This window comes from Mesorhizobium sp. M1227, from assembly GCF_040318315.1.
GTDB lineage: Bacteria > Pseudomonadota > Alphaproteobacteria > Rhizobiales > Rhizobiaceae > Mesorhizobium.
Genome location: NZ_JAMYLZ010000002.1, coordinates 315,058 through 333,697, shown reverse-complemented (window position 1 = coordinate 333,697; position 18,640 = coordinate 315,058). Strand labels below are relative to the sequence as shown.

Below are 18,640 nucleotides of genomic sequence, written 5' to 3'. Positions count from 1 at the left end.
TCCCGAATTCGCGTGTTGCGCCAAAGCTGGCCAGCCTTTAGGTCTTGACGGCATTGGCGCCGGCAGAACACGCGATCGGCGCGGAGGAATTCTTCGCTCGCATGCGACGTTGGACAACCACAATAGCGGTGCTGGCCTGGCTCTCGGTCGCCGGTAGTGCGAGCGCCGAGACGCTGCGGGTCGGCGTCGCGGCACCTTTGTCGGGGCCGTCGGCAATCCTCGGCAAACAGATCGAGGCCGGCGCGACAATGGCGGCTGAAGCTGACGGTACCGAGATCAGGACGATCGATGACGCCTGCACGGCCGACGGTGGCGCCGCCGCCGCGCGGGAATTCACCGCGGCCAAGGTCAACGTCGTCATCGGGTTTTTGTGCACCGACGCAATCGAGGCGGCTCTGCCGATCCTCAAGGATGCCGGCATACCGGTGATCACAGTCGGCGTTCGCACGGAAAGCCTGACCGACCGGCGCGCCAAGACCGGATGGCCGATCTATCGTCTCGGGCCGCGCGGCGACGACGAGCGCAATGCCGTCGCTGCCATCCTCACCCGCCTATGGCAGACCGAGCTGTTCGCCATCGTCGACGACGGTACGATCTATGGCCGCGAAATGGCCGAGACATTTCGGGCAGCCGCCGAGCAAGCGGCGCTGAAGCCGGTTTTCGTCGACACGTTCCGGCCGCAGCTCGATAACCAGATCGGCCTGATCGGCCGACTTAGGAAAGCCGGCGCAACGCATGTCTTTGCCGGCGGCGACGGCGATGATGTCGCCATTATGGGCCGGGATGCTGGCCAGCTAAATACCGGCATGGTGTTTGCCGGCGGCGAAGCGTTGCGCGCGCCGCTCGGCGACGTGGCTTATGCCGACGGCACGCTGATGATCGCGCCGCCCGAATGGGCCGATGTCGCCGACCCCAAGGTGCTGCAGAGCTTTGCCGGACAAAACATCGTGCCGGAAGGTTACACGCTGCCCGCCTATGCCGCGGTCGAGATCGCCAAGTCGGCTTCAGCATTGACGCAAAGCTCCGGCGAGAGGCTGGCCAACGTGCTGACCGCGCATGACTTCACCACGGCGATCGGACCGATCCGCTTTGACGAAAAAGGTGACCTGACGCAAAATCCTTATCGAGCCTTCCGTTTCGACGGCGGCCGTTTCGTGCCGGCGGAGAGCCAATGATGTCCAGCACAGGGATGTTCCATACGGGTCCGCGCAATCTCATCACCGACGTCGCCGGCCTGCGTGTCGGCAATGCGGCGAATGCCAAGCTGAAATCCGGTGTGACCACCGTCATCTGCGACGAACCGGCCGTGGCCGGCGTGCAAATCCTGGGCGGTGCGCCGGGCACCCGCGAAACCGACCTGCTCGAGCCGCACAATTCGATCCACGCCATCCATGCCCTGGTGCTTTCGGGCGGGTCTGCTTTTGGCCTCGACGCCGCGTCGGGGGTGCAGGCGGCATTGCGTGAAAGGGGCATCGGCGTCGAGGTCGGCGGCTTTCGCGTGCCGATCGTGCCGGCGGCGATCCTGTTCGACCTGCGCAATGGCGGCGACAAGGATTGGGGCCGGTATCCGCCTTACCGTGACCTTGGCTACGAAGCCGCGCAAGCCGCTGCGATAGACTTTGCGCTCGGCACTGCCGGCGCAGGTAGCGGGGCTTTGAGTTCCGGCCTGAAGGGCGGGCTCGGCTCGGCCTCGACAGTGCTGGACAGCGGCGTCACCATCGGCGCGCTCGCCGCCGTCAACCCGACCGGCTCGGTGACGGTCGCAGGGACCCGCCATTTCTGGGCGGCGCCGTTCGAGATCGGCGACGAGTTCGGCGGGTTAGGCTATCCCCACCCGATGCCTGACGATGCCAGAAAGGTCCTGCTGAAGTTCCGTGACAAGCATGCGGCAGAACAGGCGGAAACCGGCGCCAACACGACCATCGCCGTGATCGCCACCGATGCGGTACTCACGAAGGCCGCCGCCAAACGTCTGGCGATATCGGCGCATGACGGCTTTGTCCGTGCCATTTGGCCGACGCACACGCCCGCAGACGGCGATCTGGTCTTCGCGCTGGCAACGGGCAAGAGCGGCATTGAGCTCGCACCCAACGATGCCGTCGATCTCTACGCCGCGGCCGGCGCCACGATGGCACGCGCCATCAGCCGCGGCGTCTTTGCCGCGACGCCGGCCGAGGGCGATCTGTTCCCGGTCTGGTCGTCGCGCTGAACGCGCAACGCTCATTCGGGTGAGCCGTAGTCAGACTGGATTATGATCAGGTGGGTTCGGATTTTTCTTCCTCGAACGTGACCGCAACATCCGAGTTTGCCGACAGCCGCACCTTCTGGCCCTCGACCTCGGCGACAAGGCTGAGAGGAATGAAGTGGTGATGGCCCCTGTGAGCGCCCTCGCCGCTGTCGCGCTTGGTCAGCTTTATGCGATCTCCGTCAACCTTGTCGACGGTACCGACATGGACGCCGTCGGCGCCGATCACTTCCATACGTTCGCGAATCTTGGCTGCATCAATCATTGGGGGTCTCCCTTAGAGCGCCGCGCGTCCCTTTGAACGCGCAAAGGACGCTCTAAACATTTTGAATCAATGCACCGTGCCTTCCGAAAATCGATGCTGATTTTCGGAAGGCACGATGCGGTGAAGCTGCCGACAATAACAAACGACGGCCGGATTGGATGCATCGACTTTGTGTTTCAGTCAGCACGATCTTTTGACGGCATCGTGATAGGAATTTAACGGCGTCGACCGCCGGAATGGAAAGTCCCATGCGAAATCTTGCCCTGTTTGCCGTCTGCCTGCTTGCCCCGCTCGCAACTTTGGCCGCCGCCCACGCAGGCGATGTCGCCGAGCTTGAGATCCTCGGCTTCAGCAGTGATGGCGGGGTCTTTGCCTTCGAGGAATACGGCGTCCAGGACGGATCCGGATTTCCCTATGCGATCCGCTATTATATCGACACGGCCGATGACAGTTTCCTGAAGGGCTCGCCGATACGTGTCCGGCTCGACGACGAGAATGCCACGGTGGCCGCAGCGCGGCTGCAGGCCCGGCAAAGGGGCGAAGCGATCGTCAGTCAGGCGGAACTCACGGCAAATCGCGGCATCACCGCCGGCTTCAACCCGGTGACCGAGCTTTCTGCCGATCCCTTCCGCATGGTGGTCAATCCGCGCCCGATCTTCTCGCCGGTCGACGATCCGCTCGAGTTCCGGCTCGACCAGATCGGCATGAATGACACCGAACGCTGCCAGAGCCAGGGCGAGATCAACGGCTTTCGCCTGCTGCGCATCGAGCCGAAGGATGGCGGCCAGACGAGGATCATTCACGAGGACAAATCGATCCCGCAAAGCAGAGGCTGTCCGAATGGCTACCAGATCGGCGCGGTTCAGACATTTTCGCTGGATAGCCTCAGCGCCTATGCCGTGCTGATCGCGGTGCGCCAATACGGCTTCGAAGGGCCGGACTATCGCTGGATCGCGGTAACCGGTCGCCTGTGACGTTCCCCGCCATGCGCTATCGCGCTCTGCGCCGTCTCCGCCGTGCTCTGCCGTCGCTGCGCACCGCATTTGCCGGTGCCTTGCTGTGGGCGGCAGCGATGGGCGCCAGCGCGCTGCTCAATCTGCTGCAGTACGATTGGGAGACCCCGGCGAAGGTCCGCTTCGTCTCGCTGCTTTATGCTGCCGGCGGCGCGCTGGCCTTCCCGGTTGGGCTGTTTCTGGCGCGGCTCGTCTCGCTCGGACGCCACTGGGAAATCGCCCTCGCCGCCGCCTTCGTCTGCCTTCTCGCCGCGACAATTACCTTCACCGGCGGCCTCTTTGGGCTGCAATACCGCTCCTACTATGTCCAATGGCATGCACCCGCGCTCACCATCACCTGGGTTTTCCAGTTCGTGTTCACGATGTTGACGGCGCTTTACCAGTTCGTCGTCCTCGGCATCCGGCTGTATTTTCCGCTCGGTTTCGTTGCACTCGCTGTCGCCAGTGTCTGGTTTGCGCGCCAGCAACGTTGAGCATTTTGCCTGCCTCTGTTAGGACGCGGGCAAATGCTCTCACAAGTCAGGACCGACTGATGATCCCTCGCTACTCCCGGCCGGAAATGGTGGCCATCTGGTCACCCGAAACCCGGTTCCGTATCTGGTTCGAGATCGAGGCCTACGCTTGCGACGCATTGGCCGAGCTCGGCGTCATCCCGAAGGAGGCCGCCAAGACCATCTGGGAGAAAGGCGGGGCGGCAAAATTCGATGTCGAAGCAATCGACGAGATCGAGCGGGTCACCAAGCATGACGTCATCGCCTTTCTCACCCATCTTGCCGAATTCGTCGGGCCGGATGCCCGCTTCATCCACCAGGGCATGACATCCTCCGACGTTCTCGACACCTGTTTTGCCGTGCAGCTCACCCGCGCCAGCGACATCCTGCTGGCCGACATTGACGGGCTGCTTGTGGCGCTCAAGCGCCGCGCCTTCGAGCACAAGGACACCATCACCATCGGCCGCAGCCACGGCATCCATGCCGAGCCGACCACCTTCGGCGTCAAGCTGGCGCAGGCCTATGCCGAATTCTCGCGTTGCCGCGAGAGGCTGGTGCACGCACGCGAGGACATCGCCACCTGCGCCATCTCGGGTGCGGTCGGCACCTTCGCCAATATCGACCCCTATGTCGAAGAATACGTGGCCAAGAAACTCGGACTGAAGCCGGAGCCGGTGTCGACGCAGGTGATCCCGCGCGACCGCCATGCGATGTTCTTCGCCACGCTCGGCGTCATCGCCTCGTCGATCGAGCGGCTGGCGATCGAGGTGCGCCATCTGCAGCGCACCGAGGTACTCGAAGCAGAAGAGTACTTTTCACCCGGCCAGAAGGGCTCGTCGGCGATGCCGCACAAGCGCAACCCGGTGCTGACCGAGAACCTCACCGGCCTTGCCCGCATGGTGCGCTCCTTCGCATTGCCGGCAATGGAGAATGTGGCGCTCTGGCACGAACGCGACATCTCGCATTCTTCGGTCGAGCGCATGATCGGGCCCGACGCGACGGTGACGCTCGATTTCGCGCTCTCACGCCTGACCAGCGTTGTCGACAAACTGCTCGTCTACCCCGACAACATGCTGAAGAACATGAATAAATTCCGTGGCCTTGTGCATTCGCAGCGCGTGCTGCTGGCGCTGACGCAAGCCGGTGTTTCGCGCGAGGACGCCTACCGGCTGGTGCAGCGCAACGCCATGAAGGTGTGGGAGCAAGGCGCTGATTTTCTTGAGGAACTTTTGGCCGACAAGGACGTTGTCGCAGCCTTGCCCGAGGCCGAGATCCGCGAGAAATTCGACTTGGGCTATCATACCAAGCACGTCGATACGATCTTTAGCCGAGTGTTTGGAGAAGCCTGATGATTTCGTCGGCCGGAGATTTCGATTTCCTCGCCCTGCCCGGGCGCGGCAATTCCGGGCCGGATCATTGGATGTCGCATTGGTGCCGGGTGTTCCCCAATTCGAGCCGCGTGCTGCAGGCCGAGTGGGACCGGCCAAAGCCTGAAGACTGGATCGGCCAGGTGGATGCCGCGGTGGCCGCCGCACCGCGCCGCGTCGTGCTGCTTGCGCATTCGCTGGCGGTGGCGACGGCGGTGAAGTGGGCTGCCGGCGCCAGTCAAAGCCAACTCGACAAGGTCGCGGCGGCATTCCTGGTTGCCGCGACCAATGTCGAGGATACCGATCCCTCATTCGACGCGGTGCGCCCGTTCGCGCCGATGCCGCTGAAGCGCCTGCCCTTCCCGGCATTGGTGGTGGCGAGCCGCAGCGACCCACGCGTCACCTTCGACAAGGCGACCGCCTTTGCCGCCGCCTGGGGCGCAGATATCGCCGATGCCGGCGATCTTGGCCATATGGGAAACGAGGCCGGCCTCGGCGTATGGCCAGCGGGCCTGCTCATGCTTGGCCGCTTGTTCGAAAAAGCAAACCTCTAACCTACGCCTTACCGGGAACCGTCCTTATCACCGTGCCCCACGGATCCTCGCGGGTGGTCTCGCTTGCGGCATTGTCCGAGCGCATCTCGACCCAGGCCAAGCCGGAGCGGGCGGGATCGCGGCGACCGGCGCCCGCGCTCTGCCACGCATTTGCGCCAATGTGGTGATGATAGCCGCCGGACGACAGGAACACCGCCGCGCCACCGTACTTTGCCACTGTGTCGAAACCGAACTCCTGATGCCACCATGCTTCGGCTTCTTCCGGCCTGCCGACCCGCAAATGGACGTGGCCGATAATGCTGTTTTCCGGCGCGCCCTGCCAGCCGGTGTCGCCGGCCGGCACCGCGGCAACGACCGACGGAATGTTCAGCCGCTCCGTCGCCATCGCGATCTTGTCGCCGTTCCATTTCCAGTCCTGGGGGCGGCGGTCGGCATAGATCTCGATGCCGTTGCCTTCCGGGTCGGTCAGATAAAGAGCCTCGCTGACCAGATGGTCGGATGCGCCCTCGATGCCGATCTTGCCGGCGATGGCGTGATTGATCCAGCGGCCGAGATCGGCCCGGCTGGGTAGCAGGAAGGCGGTGTGGAAAAGACCGGCGCTGCGCGGGTCATCGGGTTTCGCAGCCGGATCCGCTTCGATGTCGAGCAAAGGGCGATTGACTGCGCCGAGCGTAATCGTGCCGCCGGAGCGGCTCAGTTCCTGCAAACCGACGACTTTGCGATAGTAGCCAGCGAGATTTTCTGCATCGCGCGCCCGCAAGCCGACACGGGCAACGCTGACCGGGGTCGTCGCGGCAAAAGGCAGTTCGCTCATCAAAGTGCTCCGTTCAGCCGGCGCTCGACAAGCTTCCAACGGAGGAACCCGGCGCCATCAATCATTCTACGCCGTGTCCGTGCCAAAATCTCGGAACAGCCATTCTTTCCCAGCGACAGATCGTCGATCGCAATCGTTCACACAAGAGCGCAAGAAGCGAACATGGTGTTCACAATAGCGAGCAGAACCGGGCTCATGAGAGGCCGTTTGCGTGTCGCTGTCGAGTTCATACCCGGTTGCACCCGACAGCGCCTCTCGCTACATGCGCGCCATGAAAGTCAGGGAAGCAGATATTCTCATCGTGCCGGGCTACACCAATTCCGGCCCCGATCATTGGCAGAGCCGCTGGCAGTCGAAACTATCGACAGCGCGCCGCGTCGAACAGACGGAATGGTCGAAGCCGGTGCGCGAGGATTGGACGGCCGGTGTCGCCAAGGCGGTTAACGAGGCCGAGCGGCCGGTCGTCATTGTCGCTCACTCGCTTGGCGTCGCCGCGGTCATCCAGGCATTGCCTCGGTTCGAGCGACCGGTCGCCGGCGCTTTCTTCGTGGCGCCGCCCGATGTCGCCAACCCTGAAATAAAGCCGAGGCACCTGATGACCTTCGGCCCCTACCCGCGTGACCCGCTGCCATTTCCGTCAGTGGTGATCGCAAGCCGCAACGACCCGTTCTGCGCCTTCGGCGTCGCCGAGGACATTGCCGCGGCGTGGGGCTCGCTGTTCATCGACGCCGGCGATGCCGGTCATCTCAACGCGGATTCCGGCTTCGGCCCATGGCCCGAAGGTTCGATGACGTTCGCGAAATTCCTGACGGACCTCTAGGAAGCGATCGAATCCCTGACGCTGTTCAGCAGGGTCTTTGCCCCAAGCGAAATCAGCGAATGCTCGGAACCCATCGCCAGCAGCCGGTAACCCATCGACACCACGCGACCGGCAACGGCCGGTTCCATCACATAGATCGCCGCATGCTTGCCGGCTTTGCGGGTGCGCTCGGCGATCGAGGCGACGGTCCCCATCATGCTCTCCAGCGTCGAACTGACGGTGGTGCCCTTCGACCAGGCGATCGAGAAATCCGACGGGCCAAGGAATATCCCGTCGATGCCCGGCGTGTCGAGGATGCCGTCGAGTGAATCAAGCGCGGCCCGCGTTTCGACCATGGCGAACGCCATGGTGCGCTGGTTGCTGTCGCGCAGCCAGTCGGCATAGTCGCCCTTGCCATGGCGCGGAAAAGCATAGGTCGGGCCCCAGGAGCGCTCGCCGAGTGGCGGGTATTTCATCGCGGCAGCAAACAGCTTTGCGTCCGCCACCGAATTCACCATCGGGGCGATCACCGCCTCGGCGCCGAAGTCAAGCGCACGGCTGGCCATGTCGAAGCGGCCGACCGGGATGCGTACCAAAGCCGGTTTGTTGGCGGCCAGCACCGGCACAAGCCCGCGCAGCACGCTGTCCTCGTGATGGCCCCCATGCTGCATGTCGAGCGTAACCGCGTCGAACCCTTGCCTGGCCAGTATCTCGACCGTCAAGGCATCCGGCACGCCGGACCATGCGGTGAACAGCGTCTCGTCGACCGCAAGGCGTGACTTCAGGGACATTGGCGATTTCCTCTTTGCTTGCAGCAATTCAGCCGGAAATGACCGCAAAGGCAAAGAAAAACCGCGCGGTTAGGCCAGGCGGTCGATTGGTCCAGCATTCGATCGGTACCGGCTGAAAAATCAGGTGTTCTTGATCTGCTCGATCGCCTGCGCCATCAATTCATCCATGGTGCGGCGGATCTGATGGTCCGACTGGTCGATGCCCGCCGCATCGAAATCCTTGCGTATCTTGCGGAAAACGTCGTGATCGCCGGCTTCCTCGATGTCGCTGACGACCACTTCCCTGGCATAAGCGTCGGCATCGGTGCCGGATTTGCCGAGCTTTTCGGCAGCCCACAGGCCGAGCGCTCTGTTGCGGCGTGCCGCAGCCTTGAACCGAAGTTCCTCGTCGAATACGAATTTGCGCTCAAAGCCCTCTTCGCGGTCTTTCATGCTGCTCATGGCATCCCTCCGTGAAATCCGATTCGTTGTGCCAATATGTGTTGCCGGAGCACAAACCAAAAGGGCGCAGGCCGGTCAATATGCTACATTGCTTGCTGCGCTGCGGCATTTCGGTGCCCGAAAGCGGTTGATTGAAAGGATTTGCCGATTGAGCAAACAGTGCGATTGGGATAGACACCGGCATTGAACCCCACCGTCGCCATCTTATTTTAGGCAGACGGACAGGAACTGGTCGCTTGCCGCCTGCCCGCAAATCCAGAGAAAAATCAGATGAAAAATCGCCGCCGCATTTATGAAGGCAAGGCCAAGATCCTTTATGAGGGACCGGAGCCTGGCACGCTGATCCAGTTCTTCAAGGACGACGCTACCGCTTTCAACAAGAAGAAGCATGAAATCGTCGATGGCAAAGGCGTGCTCAACAACCGCATTTCCGAGCACATCTTCAACCACCTCAACCGGATGGGCATTCCGACCCACTTCATCCGCCGGCTCAACATGCGCGAGCAGTTGATCAAGGAAGTCGAGATCATCCCGCTCGAAGTGGTGGTGCGCAACGTCGCCGCCGGCTCGCTGGCCAAGCGCCTGGGCATCGAGGAAGGCACCGTGCTGCCGCGCTCGATCATCGAATTCTATTACAAGGCCGATGCACTCGACGATCCGATGGTATCGGAAGAGCACATCACCGCCTTCGGCTGGGCGAGCCCACAGGAGATCGACGATGTCATGGCGCTGGCCATTCGCGTCAACGACTTCCTTTCCGGCCTGTTCATGGGCGTCGGCATCCAGTTGGTCGATTTCAAGATCGAATGCGGCCGCCTGTTCGAAGGCGACATGATGCGCATCGTCGTCGCCGACGAGATTTCGCCGGATTCCTGCCGGCTGTGGGACGTGGCGACGCAGGACAAGCTCGACAAGGACCGCTTCCGCCGCGACATGGGCGGGCTGGTCGAAGCTTATCAGGAAGTTGCCCGCCGACTCGGCATCATGAACGAGAACGAGCCGCCGCGCCCAGCCGGGCCGGTGCTCGTCGCATCGACCGACGGTGTCAAAGGCAAGCCGCACTGATGGCTTGCCCGCTCAACAGATGAACAGGAACATGTCCAGCGTGATCAAGGCCCGCATTACCGTAACCCTCAAGAACGGCGTGCTAGACCCACAAGGCAAGGCAATCGAGCATGCGCTGTCCGCAATGGGTTTCGGCGGCATCGGCCAGGTGCGGCAAGGCAAAGTTTTTGATATCGAACTTGCCGAGAGCGACAAGGCCAAGGCCGAAGCGGATCTGAAAGCCATGTGCGACAAGCTTCTGGCGAATACGGTGATTGAGAATTACGCGGTGGAGATCGCCTGAGGTGAAATCAGCCGTCGTCCTGCTCCCCGGCCTCAATCGCGACCGCGACATGATCGCGGCGCTGACCAAGATTTCCGGCACGCCGCCGGTCACCGTCTGGCAGACCAACACCGACATTCCCGATGTCGACCTGATCGCCATTCCCGGCGGCTTTTCCTTTGGCGATTATCTGCGCTGCGGCGCCATTGCCGCGCGCATGCCGGTAATGCGGGCTGTCGCCGAAAAGGCGGCCAAGGGCGTCACGGTCATCGGCGTCTGCAACGGCTTCCAAATCCTGGTCGAGGCCGGCCTGCTGCCGGGCGCATTGATGCGAAACACCTCGCTGAAATTCGTCTGCCGGCAAGTCAAGCTGCAGATTGAAAATGCCAACACGATGTTTACCCGCCGCTATCAGCCGGGCCAGGTCATCCGCGCGCCGGTGGCGCACCATGACGGCAATTATTTTGCCGATGCCGAAACGCTGGCCCGCCTCGAAGGGGAAAGCCAGGTGGTATTCCGCTATGCCGAAGGCACAAATCCCAATGGCTCGATCAACGACATTGCCGGCATCGTCAACGGCCGCGGCAATGTGCTCGGCCTGATGCCGCATCCCGAGAACCTGATCGAAGCGGCGCATGGCGGCAGCGACGGCCGGGCGCTGTTCGAAAGCGCGCTGGGCATCGCCGCTTGATGCCTTCAATTTTCCTCCTGGAGCCACGGTCATGAAACTTTATTCGCGGCCGTTGTCGCCCTATTCGTCGATCGTGCGGGCGTTGGCCTACATCAAGAACGTGCCGCTCAAGCTCATTGCACCGCCGCCGGGGTTTCCCATCCCGGAGGCGTTTCGTGCCATCTCGCCGTTGAACCGGATTCCAGTGCTGATCACCGGCTCCGGTGAAACGATCGTCGAATCGGTGGTCATCGCCGAATATCTGGAGGAGCGCTTTCCCGAGCCGGCGCTGCTGCCGAGGGACTCGAAGGACCGGGCGCTGGTGCGCATGTTCGCCCGCATCACCGACCTCGATGTGCTCGCCCCGACGATGAAGCTGTTCGAACTCTATTTCGTGCCGCAGCGCAACGAGGCGGAGATCAAGGCACAGTTCGCCCGATTGCATCACGGGCTTGCGGCAATCGAGGCCCGCATGGCGCATGGCCCGTTCGCGCTCGGCGACGACATCTCCTTCGCCGATGCGTGGCTGACGCCGACCCGCTTCGTCTTCAACAATTTCAGGGCGACGATCGGCCGCCCCGACCTGCTTGATGGCTATCCGAAATTCGATGCCTATGAGCAAATCGCCCTGCAGCATCCGGCGCTGTCGCGCGTCTGGGGTGAGATGACAGACGGTCTGAAGGTGTTTCTGTCCGAACTCGAGATGGGCGCCGCTTGACCATGCGATCGACACTCGCCCGCCTGGCCCTCGCCGCTTCCGCCGGGCTTGTACTCGCCTCCTGCCAGTCAGGCCCGAAGAGCGCGCCGGCGCCGGCGGGCAAGAGCGCGTCACTGCTTGCCATGGAGCAGGTGGCAATAGCTGCCCACAAATGCTGGATCGCCAGCAAGGACCCTGCCTTCAAATCTTACCAGATGGCCAACGAGCTGAATTCGTTCAGCGGCACGCCGCGCTTCCTGCTGGTGCCGGCCAAACATTATGGTGGAAAGCCGTTGCTGGTCGTGCAGGCGCAAGGCAATTCGAGCCGCGTCGACGTGTTCGGCCCATTGATGGCGGAACCGCTCGGCGCCCGCATCGGCTCGGACATTGCCCGCTGGCAGGCGGGCAATCCGGCCTGCGGCGCTGCTGCCTAGCCCAATGGGTCGCGTGCTGCAGATCGCCGGTCTGGTCGTCGGCCTGGCCGGGCTCGTCCTGCAGCTCTGCATCACCGTCCCGGCATCAATGGAAGCCGGCCGCGGCTTTGCCGGCTCGCTGGTCTTCTATTTCAGCTTCTTCACCATCCTGACCAACATCGGCGCGGTGCTCGTTCATGCCTCGTTGCTGTCGTCGACGGGTTATGCCTGGTTTCCGGCCTTTGCCGCGCCACGGATGCGGGCGGGCGTAGCCGTCGCCATAACGCTGGTCCTCATCGTTTATGCAACGGTCCTGGCGCAGCTTTGGCAGCCGCAAGGGCTGTTCCTGCTCTGCGATGTGCTCCTGCACTATGTGACGCCGGTGTTGTTCGTGCTGTGGTGGCTTGTGGCAGGCGCCGACGGCTCGACGCGGTGGCGCGACATCTCCTGGTGGATGATCTATCCGATTGCCTATCTGGCCTACGCGCTGGTGCGGGCGCCGATTGCCGGTGAAGTGCCCTACCCGTTCCTCGATCTCGCCAAGAACGGCGCGACCAGCGTCGCCGTCTCGGCTCTGGCCATCACCGGGCTCTTTCTGATGCTGTGCATTGTGGCGGTGCTTGTGGACCACGGTGTCACGCGGATCAGGGCGGCGGGCGTCCGCTAAAGCGCTCGAACGCATCAGTCCCAGAACGGCCTCAGACCTTCACAATGGGCATCGCAGCGCGAAATGCCGATGTCCTTGAGCTGGGCATCGGTCATCTCGAGCAGGACCAGCCGGCTGCGCCGGCGATCCATTAACCCGTCAATCCACCTCGCGAAGGATTTGAGCGTACGCACCACCCGACTGACATAGGTTGGCCTGCCCGGCGGGCGCGCCACCTGCACCTGCAATTCAACTGCGGCGTAGCGGATTGTCTCTATTGTACCCATTTTCTTTCTGCCAAGATTGCAATTGTGCCCTTTTGTATTGCCCGTTTCATATGTATTGACTCTCATTTCGGTGCAATGTAGAAAATTGTCACCATGACAACTTGGCTTCCAGACCTTACCGGCGGCACTGGCCCACTCTATCAGCGGCTTGCCGATTCCATCGAGACGGACATCGACCGCGGCTTGATCGGTGCAGGGGCAAAGCTGCCTCCGCAGCGCGATCTGGCATACGACATCGGCACGACCGTCGGCACGGTTGGCAGGGCCTATCAATTGCTGCGCGAGCGGGGACTGGTCAGCGGCGAGGTCGGCCGCGGAACCTATGTTCTCGCTCAACAGTCGGAGAGCGCAAAGCCGGATTTCCTGGGGCCGGTCGAACAAGGCACGCGCTACATGGATGCGCCCGGCGACAAGCTGCGCTTCGATAGCACCGCCGCACCGGATGTCGGCCAGGGTGCCATCGTCGCCGATGTGTTGACACGCACGGCGCAAGACCATCCGCATGAGACTTCAAGCTATACTCGTGATTTCCCGGACCGCTGGTTCGAAGCCGGCAGGCGCTGGCTGTCGCGCAATTCCTATCGCCCGGCGACGGATGCAATCGTTCCCACGCTCGGCACCCACGCCGCGGTGATGGCAACCATTGCGGGGCTCACCGCCCCCGGCGACTATGTCGTCTTCGAGCACCTCACCTATTCGCAGATCTCGCGCAGTGCCGGCCTGATCGGTCGCCGGACCGCACTGGTGGCGACTGACGACGAGGGCATCGATCCCCAGGATTTCGAGCGCGTCTGCGCACAAAAGCACCCGAAGATGATGTTTTTGATGCCGACGGCCAAGAACCCGACGCTGACAACGCTGTCGGCATCGCGCCGCGAGGCAATCGCGCATGTCGCCCGTCAATATAACGTCGTCCTGATCGAGGACGATCTCTATGGCGGACTGACCGATGACCCAACGCCTTTAATGGCCGAATATGCTCCCGAACGGACCATCGTTGCCGGCGGCCTGTCGAAATCGGTTGCGGCGGGTGTTCGCGGCGGCTGGCTCGCTTGCCCGCCGGCCTATCGTCACCGCATCCGGGTTGCCCACAAGATGATGACGGGCGGCCTGCCCTTTCTGCTGGCGGAGGTGGGCAGCCGGCTGGTGCTGTCCGGTCAGGCCGCTGAGGTGCGCAAGCGCAGCATTGCCGAGATCGGTGCGCGCATCGCGATCGTGCGCGAGACACTCGACGGCTTCGATTTCAAGGCGCTGGATAACGTGCCGTTCGTCTGGCTCACTTTGCCGGACCCATGGCTTTCCGGCACTTTCAAGCAGGCCTGCCTCGAACATGGCGTGCTCATCGACGACGAGGACGAGTTCAAGGCAGGGCGTTCCGAACAGGCCTTTCACGGCGTACGGTTTGGCATCTCGCAACCGCGGCAGCGGGACGATATCGCGCACGGCGTCGCGGTAATCCGGCGGCTTCTGGACGAGGGCCGCGCCGGCTACGACAGCTTTTCCTGAACCGGCTTGAAACCGGCGGGTCGAGTGGCGATCTTTCGCTACTTGCGGTCAGCTGTTGCTTTCCATCGTTTTAGTCATCCAACGGGGTGTATCGGCTGCAACGCTTGCGATAAGACGGGACTCGATCTCAAGGACACAATTGCCGATCATGACCATTTCCAATTCCGTGCCGATCACTCCTGAACTCATTGCCGCGCACGGGCTGAAGCCCGACGAGTACCAGCGCATCCTCGACCTGGTCGGGCGCGAACCGAGCTTTACCGAACTTGGTATTTTTTCGGCGATGTGGAACGAGCATTGTTCCTACAAATCCTCGAAGAAGTGGCTGCGCACGCTGCCGACCACCGGGCCGCAAGTCATCCAGGGCCCGGGCGAGAATGCCGGCGTGGTCGACATTGGCGACGGCGACTGCGTCGTCTTCAAGATGGAGAGCCATAACCACCCCTCCTATATCGAGCCCTATCAGGGGGCTGCGACCGGCGTCGGCGGCATCCTGCGCGATGTCTTCACAATGGGCGCGCGGCCGATCGCGGCGATGAACGCGCTGCGCTTCGGCGCGCCGGACCATCCCAAAACCAGGCACCTCGTTGCCGGTGTCGTTTCCGGCGTCGGCGGCTATGGCAATTCCTTCGGCGTGCCGACGGTCGGCGGCGAGGTCAATTTTGACGCCCGCTACAATGGCAACATCCTGGTCAATGCCTTTGCGGCGGGGCTTGCCAAGACTGATGCGATCTTCCTGTCGGAAGCCAAGGGTGTTGGCCTGCCGGTGGTCTATCTCGGCGCCAAGACCGGGCGCGACGGTGTCGGCGGCGCCACCATGGCCTCCGCCGAGTTCGACGACAAGATCGACGAGAAGCGGCCCACCGTGCAGGTTGGCGATCCGTTCACCGAAAAATGCCTGCTCGAAGCCTGCCTCGAACTGATGGCGTCCGGCGCCGTTATCGCCATCCAGGACATGGGTGCCGCCGGCCTCACCTGCTCGGCGGTCGAGATGGGCGCCAAGGGCGACCTCGGCATCGAGCTCGATCTCGACAAGGTGCCGGTGCGTGAAGAGCGCATGAGCGCCTATGAGATGATGCTTTCGGAGAGCCAGGAGCGCATGCTGATGGTGCTGCGCCCCGAAAAGGAAAAACAGGCCGAGGCGATTTTCCACAAATGGGGCCTCGACTTTGCCATCGTCGGCAAGACCACCGACGATCTGCGCTTCCGCGTGCTGCACCAGGGCGACGAGGTCGCCAACCTGCCGATCAAGGATCTCGGCGATCAAGCGCCGGAATATGACCGTCCCTGGGTCGATCCGAAGAAGCCGGCGCCGCTGGCCGGCGATGCACCTCAAGCCGATGTGGCTGACGCACTGCTCAAGCTGCTGAGCGGACCGGACCTTTCCTCGCGCCGCTGGGTCTGGGAGCAGTACGACACGCTGATCCAGGGTAATTCCCTGCAGCTTCCCGGCGGCGACGCCGGTGTCGTGCGCGTCGATGGCCACCCGACCAAGGCGCTCGCCTTCTCCTCCGACGTGACGCCGCGCTATTGCGAGGCCGACCCTTACGAGGGCGGCAAGCAGGCGGTTGCCGAATGCTGGCGCAATCTTACCGCCACCGGCGCTCTGCCGCTCGCGGCCACCGACAACCTCAATTTCGGCAATCCGGAACGGCCGGAGATCATGGGCCAGCTGGTTGGTGCTGTGAAAGGCATCGGCGATGCCTGCCGGGCGCTTGGCTTTCCGATCGTCTCCGGCAACGTCTCCCTCTATAATGAGACCAACGGACAGGGCATCCTGCCGACACCAACCATCGGCGGCGTCGGTCTGATTGCCGACTGGTCGAAAATGGTGCGCATCGGCTTTGCCGCCGAAGGCCAGATGATCGTGCTGGTCGGCGCGCCGACGATATGGGGCTCGCATCTTGGCCAGTCGGTCTATATGCGCGACATCTTTGGCCGCGCCGACGGCCCGCCGCCGCCGGTCGATCTCGGCCACGAGAAGCGGGTCGGCGACCATGTGCGGGCACTGATCGCCTCCGGTGTCGTTACCGCGGCGCATGACGTTTCCGATGGCGGCATCGCGGTAGCGCTGGCCGAGATGGCGATGGCCTCCGGCATCGGCGCGACCATCCCCGGCCTGATCGGCACAGATCCAATCCCCGTCTGGTTCGGCGAGGACCAGGGCCGCTATCTCTTGACGCTGTCGATCGACCCGCAGAGCGAGCAATGGGACGCCATTCGCGAACAACAAAACAAGCTCGGCGTTTTTGCGCCGTGGATCGGCTCGACCGGCGGCAGCGACCTGAAGCTGGGCGAGGCGCGTGCGATACCGGTCAGCGAATTGACCGCCGCCCACGAATCCTGGTTCCCTCGCTTCATGGCAAATGAGGTCGTGGACCCGTGATGTGATCGAGTGGGCTCTTTCCCTGTGGTTCATCCGCCATTTCGACCATATCTATGAGATCACGACCTGAACAAGGAATCCTCAATGGCAATGGACGCCCACGACATCGAACGGCTGATCAAGGAAGGCATTCCCGACGCCAAGGTGACGATTCGCGACCTGGCCGGCGACGGCGACCATTATGCGGCTGAGGTTGTGGCCGAAAGCTTTCGCGGGAAAAGCCGGGTCCAGCAGCACCAGATGGTCTATGACGCGCTGAAGGGCAATATGGGCGGCGTGTTGCACGCGCTTGCCCTGCAGACCAGCGTGCCGGACTAATTCTACGCAAGCGGGAAGTCATGGCCAAAGGCGACAGCGATCCGGTTGCAGTCAGTGCCTATGCTTCCTTCGCCGAGCGCTATGACGCGCTGGCGCCGATCAAGCCGCACAACGCCCTTTATGAACGGCCAGCCTCGCTGGAGTTGCTGGGCGACGTGACGGGTCTGAACATACTGGACGCCGGTTGCGGCTCCGGTATCTGCTCGGAAAAGCTGGCTGGCTCAGGTGCGCGGGTAAGTGCCTTCGACATTACGCCGGAAATGCTGGCTCTGGCACGTCAGCGATGCGCTGGGCTCGATGTCGATATCCGGCTTGGCAACCTCGAAAGGGCTCTCGACTGGCTCGCGGATGGCAGTTTCGACCGAATACTTTGCTCGCTGGCGCTCGACTATGTCGAAAAACTGGAGCCGGTATTCGCTGAGTTTCATCGCGTGGCCTGCCCGGGCGGCTGGCTGGTGTTCTCTATGGGCCATCCAATGCGCGACTGGCAGGACACGCGCACGCGCGGGACGAAAACCTATTTTGAAACGAATCGCTGGGGCATGTATTGGGGAGGTTTTGGGGAGCCCCAGCCCTATGTCGAATCCTATCGCAGGCCGCTCGGCGATATCCTCAACGGGCTTGCCGACACAGGCTGGACGCTCGATCGTTTCGTCGAGCCGGTTCCCGCGCCCGAGATGGAAATGGTCGACTCCAGGCATTTTGCCGAACTGAGTTTGGCGCCGGCATTCATATGCGTACGTGCGCATAAATAAATTCACCTTTTCGCCGACACGGCGATGATCGGCCCGACCGGATAGCTTCCACCCACAATCATCCGCTCGCCGTTCGACAGCGCCGAAACGACCCCGTCGAAGAAAAGCGCGTTGGGACAATTGAGCGCATCTCGAAACAGTCGCGCGAAGCTGCCGAGGCTGACCTCAGAGCGCGAGATCGCCAGCACGACAGTGTTTTCGTCACGCACGCCGATGCCATTGCGGATATAGCGCGATGTGCCGTTTTGCTCGAAGCGGGGATGAAGCCGGCCGTCGATCACCAGCATCGGGCCGGATTGCGTGGCAAACATCACGTCCAGTCTGGTCGCAGCATAGGCGCTTGTCTCCATGACCGCCGCCTTGCCGTCCTTCCGGACCAGGAAGACGCCATTCGGTTTCAGGAAGAAATTCCCTTCGCTGTCGGCGACGTTGATCGGCGCCTTCTCCCGGCCGTCTTCGACGAGAAGGCCGACCGGAGTCAGGTCTTGGTGATACATGCCGGCGTTCATGGCGAGCAGCACCGGCCGGCCATGATCCGCCATCGCCTTGTCGAATTTGTCCAGTGAACCGAAAGCCTTGCCGTCAAGGCCTGCGTGGAACACACCGATGTCATAGTGGCGCAGATCGATTTCGCAGACGACATAGGCGACCGCCTCGAAGCTCGCGTCGCGGCACGGCGCCGGTAATTCACCGCCGACGACGAGAGATGGCTGTCTCGGCGACCTGGCCCACCAGATCAAGGACAGTGCGGCGAACAGAACGGCGAGGAGGAACCCGGCGAGATATCGTCTTTTCATCGCGCCTCGGGAAAGATGGTGGCCAACGCTCTTGGCCCAAGATCAGACGTTCCTTTGC

At 62.6% G+C, this 18,640-nt stretch carries 23 protein-coding genes; 17 read left to right on the top strand and 6 right to left on the bottom strand.

What is annotated here, in order from left to right; translation table 11 throughout:
* Nucleotides 1-101 precede the first annotated feature (101 nt).
* A complete protein-coding gene (locus tag NKH28_RS04910) occupies nt 102-1,175 on the top strand; it encodes a branched-chain amino acid ABC transporter substrate-binding protein (protein WP_352474016.1) in 1,074 nt (357 codons plus the stop codon).
* 14 nt (nt 1,176-1,189) lie between these two features.
* Entirely contained in the window at nt 1,190-2,209 is a 1,020-nt protein-coding gene (locus NKH28_RS04905) for a P1 family peptidase (RefSeq protein WP_352541458.1), read from the top strand.
* A 46-nt stretch (nt 2,210-2,255) separates the two neighbouring features.
* Here NKH28_RS04905 and NKH28_RS04900 read toward each other — a convergent pair whose 3' ends face one another.
* Nucleotides 2,256-2,510, bottom strand: a complete 255-nt coding sequence (locus tag NKH28_RS04900; RefSeq protein ID WP_352474015.1) for a DUF2171 domain-containing protein — start codon at nt 2,508-2,510, stop codon at nt 2,256-2,258.
* A 248-nt stretch (nt 2,511-2,758) separates the two neighbouring features.
* Between NKH28_RS04900 and NKH28_RS04895 the strand changes: the two genes are divergently transcribed.
* Genes NKH28_RS04895 through NKH28_RS04880 form a run of 4 tightly spaced genes read left to right on the top strand, consistent with a single transcriptional unit; the run spans nt 2,759 to nt 5,935 of the window.
* A complete protein-coding gene (locus tag NKH28_RS04895) occupies nt 2,759-3,484 on the top strand; it encodes a DUF2259 domain-containing protein (protein WP_352978009.1) in 726 nt (241 codons plus the stop codon).
* Between the two features lie 11 nt (nt 3,485-3,495).
* Entirely contained in the window at nt 3,496-3,996 is a 501-nt protein-coding gene (locus NKH28_RS04890; RefSeq protein ID WP_352614092.1) for a hypothetical protein, read from the top strand.
* Nucleotides 3,997-4,055: 59 nt separating this feature from the next.
* Nucleotides 4,056-5,363 carry an adenylosuccinate lyase gene (purB, locus tag NKH28_RS04885; protein ID WP_352978007.1) on the top strand — a complete coding sequence of 436 codons (1,308 nt, stop codon included), beginning with the start codon at nt 4,056-4,058 and terminating at the stop codon, nt 5,361-5,363.
* The gene (locus tag NKH28_RS04880; protein WP_352614093.1) at nt 5,363-5,935 is read left to right on the top strand and encodes an RBBP9/YdeN family alpha/beta hydrolase; all 573 of its coding nucleotides are present in this window, start codon (nt 5,363-5,365) and stop codon (nt 5,933-5,935) included. Before purB ends, NKH28_RS04880 begins: the two co-directional genes overlap by 1 nt.
* A gap of 1 nt (nt 5,936) precedes the next feature.
* Here the strand turns inward: NKH28_RS04880 and NKH28_RS04875 are convergent, their stop codons facing one another.
* The gene (locus NKH28_RS04875) at nt 5,937-6,749 is read right to left on the bottom strand and encodes a VOC family protein (RefSeq protein WP_352978005.1); all 813 of its coding nucleotides are present in this window, start codon (nt 6,747-6,749) and stop codon (nt 5,937-5,939) included.
* A 271-nt stretch (nt 6,750-7,020) separates the two neighbouring features.
* Between NKH28_RS04875 and NKH28_RS04870 the strand changes: the two genes are divergently transcribed.
* Nucleotides 7,021-7,569, top strand: coding sequence for an RBBP9/YdeN family alpha/beta hydrolase (locus NKH28_RS04870; RefSeq protein WP_352474656.1), 549 nt, complete (start codon nt 7,021-7,023; stop codon nt 7,567-7,569).
* Here the strand turns inward: NKH28_RS04870 and NKH28_RS04865 are convergent.
* Both NKH28_RS04865 and NKH28_RS04860 read right to left on the bottom strand, forming a co-directional pair.
* Entirely contained in the window at nt 7,566-8,339 is a 774-nt protein-coding gene (locus tag NKH28_RS04865; RefSeq protein ID WP_352978003.1) for an HpcH/HpaI aldolase family protein, read from the bottom strand. The genes NKH28_RS04870 and NKH28_RS04865 overlap by 4 nt on opposite strands.
* A 120-nt stretch (nt 8,340-8,459) precedes the next feature.
* Entirely contained in the window at nt 8,460-8,780 is a 321-nt protein-coding gene (locus NKH28_RS04860) for a DUF1476 domain-containing protein (protein ID WP_352978002.1), read from the bottom strand.
* 270 nt (nt 8,781-9,050) lie between these two features.
* Between NKH28_RS04860 and purC the strand changes: the two genes are divergently transcribed.
* From purC to NKH28_RS04830, 6 genes are read left to right on the top strand one after another with little or no spacing between them, the layout of a single operon-like run.
* Nucleotides 9,051-9,845, top strand: a complete 795-nt coding sequence (gene purC, locus NKH28_RS04855; RefSeq protein ID WP_023674725.1) for a phosphoribosylaminoimidazolesuccinocarboxamide synthase — start codon at nt 9,051-9,053, stop codon at nt 9,843-9,845.
* Nucleotides 9,846-9,885: 40 nt separating this feature from the next.
* Nucleotides 9,886-10,128, top strand: coding sequence for a phosphoribosylformylglycinamidine synthase subunit PurS (purS, locus tag NKH28_RS04850; protein WP_352541430.1), 243 nt, complete (start codon nt 9,886-9,888; stop codon nt 10,126-10,128).
* A gap of 1 nt (nt 10,129) precedes the next feature.
* Nucleotides 10,130-10,798 carry a phosphoribosylformylglycinamidine synthase subunit PurQ gene (gene purQ / locus NKH28_RS04845; protein WP_352978000.1) on the top strand — a complete coding sequence of 223 codons (669 nt, stop codon included), beginning with the start codon at nt 10,130-10,132 and terminating at the stop codon, nt 10,796-10,798.
* Between the two features lie 31 nt (nt 10,799-10,829).
* On the top strand, nt 10,830-11,495 hold the full coding sequence (locus NKH28_RS04840) for a glutathione S-transferase family protein (RefSeq protein ID WP_352977999.1): 666 nt from the start codon (nt 10,830-10,832) through the stop codon (nt 11,493-11,495).
* A gap of 2 nt (nt 11,496-11,497) precedes the next feature.
* The gene (locus NKH28_RS04835) at nt 11,498-11,908 is read left to right on the top strand and encodes a hypothetical protein (RefSeq protein ID WP_352474652.1); all 411 of its coding nucleotides are present in this window, start codon (nt 11,498-11,500) and stop codon (nt 11,906-11,908) included.
* 4 nt (nt 11,909-11,912) lie between these two features.
* Complete coding sequence (locus NKH28_RS04830; RefSeq protein WP_352977998.1) at nt 11,913-12,554, top strand: Pr6Pr family membrane protein; 642 nt, start codon at nt 11,913-11,915, stop codon at nt 12,552-12,554.
* A 14-nt stretch (nt 12,555-12,568) separates the two neighbouring features.
* Here the strand turns inward: NKH28_RS04830 and NKH28_RS04825 are convergent, their stop codons facing one another.
* On the bottom strand, nt 12,569-12,886 hold the full coding sequence (locus tag NKH28_RS04825; RefSeq protein WP_352977997.1) for a DUF1127 domain-containing protein: 318 nt from the start codon (nt 12,884-12,886) through the stop codon (nt 12,569-12,571).
* Nucleotides 12,887-12,913: 27 nt separating this feature from the next.
* On the opposite strand from NKH28_RS04825, the gene NKH28_RS04820 reads away from it, so the two are divergent.
* The 4 genes from NKH28_RS04820 (at nt 12,914) to NKH28_RS04805 (ending at nt 17,785) form a co-directional block, all read left to right on the top strand.
* Complete coding sequence (locus NKH28_RS04820) at nt 12,914-14,326, top strand: aminotransferase-like domain-containing protein (RefSeq protein WP_352977995.1); 1,413 nt, start codon at nt 12,914-12,916, stop codon at nt 14,324-14,326.
* 148 nt (nt 14,327-14,474) lie between these two features.
* The gene (gene purL / locus NKH28_RS04815) at nt 14,475-16,712 is read left to right on the top strand and encodes a phosphoribosylformylglycinamidine synthase subunit PurL (RefSeq protein ID WP_352501586.1); all 2,238 of its coding nucleotides are present in this window, start codon (nt 14,475-14,477) and stop codon (nt 16,710-16,712) included.
* A gap of 84 nt (nt 16,713-16,796) precedes the next feature.
* Nucleotides 16,797-17,030, top strand: coding sequence for a BolA/IbaG family iron-sulfur metabolism protein (locus NKH28_RS04810; protein WP_023674714.1), 234 nt, complete (start codon nt 16,797-16,799; stop codon nt 17,028-17,030).
* A 20-nt stretch (nt 17,031-17,050) separates the two neighbouring features.
* On the top strand, nt 17,051-17,785 hold the full coding sequence (locus tag NKH28_RS04805; protein ID WP_352778140.1) for a class I SAM-dependent methyltransferase: 735 nt from the start codon (nt 17,051-17,053) through the stop codon (nt 17,783-17,785).
* Nucleotides 17,786-17,787: 2 nt separating this feature from the next.
* Here NKH28_RS04805 and NKH28_RS04800 read toward each other — a convergent pair whose 3' ends face one another.
* Nucleotides 17,788-18,582, bottom strand: a complete 795-nt coding sequence (locus NKH28_RS04800) for a phosphodiester glycosidase family protein (RefSeq protein ID WP_352474643.1) — start codon at nt 18,580-18,582, stop codon at nt 17,788-17,790.
* Nucleotides 18,583-18,640 lie beyond the last annotated feature (58 nt).